Annotated in this window: 2 protein-coding genes; both read left to right on the top strand. The window is 46.2% G+C overall.

Features of this window, described 5'->3' with window-relative positions:
- Positions 1–305 (top strand): hypothetical protein (locus tag ACYVTD_RS14120; protein ID WP_461248360.1); only part of this gene is annotated, 305 nt, incomplete at its 5' end.
- Positions 306–833 (top strand): adenine phosphoribosyltransferase (locus tag ACYVTD_RS14115; RefSeq protein ID WP_461248359.1); only part of this gene is annotated, 528 nt, incomplete at its 3' end.

Raw genomic sequence — 833 nt, 5'->3', positions numbered from 1 at the left:
AAGACTACGCGGTAAAAATATGTCCGGCGGGTGAATTTGAAGGAACCGACCTTCTTCCCGCCCAAATATTTTTCTTGGGCTGCGACAGCCCCAAGCCCGCATCTTTTTCCTATCTTGAGGAAATGCTTTCCCACATCAACCTAGTTTCAAGAAAATGCGGTATTTTTTCTTCCGATAAAAATTCCCTTAAATACCTTGACGGCATTTTAAAAGACTGCGAAGCCGATATAGGCGAACCCTTGCTTTTAAACGGCGGAACTGATACAACTAAAATAGAAAAATGGCTTAAAGGAATAACAGGTTAAATGGCTTCATTAAATTTAGACGACTATATCAGAAAAGTGCCGGACTTCCCCAAGAAGGGAATCTTATTCTACGACATAACGAGCATTCTTGCCTCGCCCGAAGCTTTCCTTTACTGCATAGACCGCATGGTTGAAATCTACAAAGGCAAAAAGATAGACGCAATCGCCGCAATAGAGGCCCGCGGATTTTTATTCGCCGCCCCCTTCGCCATCCGCCTTGGCATACCGCTTATCCCCATACGCAAAAAAGGAAAATTACCCGGCATCACCCTTTCCAAAAAATACGATCTTGAATACGCCCAAGCCGAAATTGAAGTGCACTCGTCCGACGTTCCCAAAGGCAAGCGCGTTTTACTGACGGACGATCTAATCGCAACCGGCGGCACGCTTAACGCCGCAAGAGCCCTTCTTATAGAAGGCGGGGCTGAGGTGCCTGAAATTTTCGGCGTTCTTGGGCTTCCGTTTCTCAATTACCACAAAGTGCTCGCGCCTACTCCTGTTATTACGTTGATTGATTACCAGTCTGAA

This window comes from Treponema sp. R6D11 (assembly GCF_054786075.1).
The sequence above is the reverse complement of the archived record's forward strand: the minus strand, read 5'-3'. Positions and strand labels throughout refer to the sequence as shown.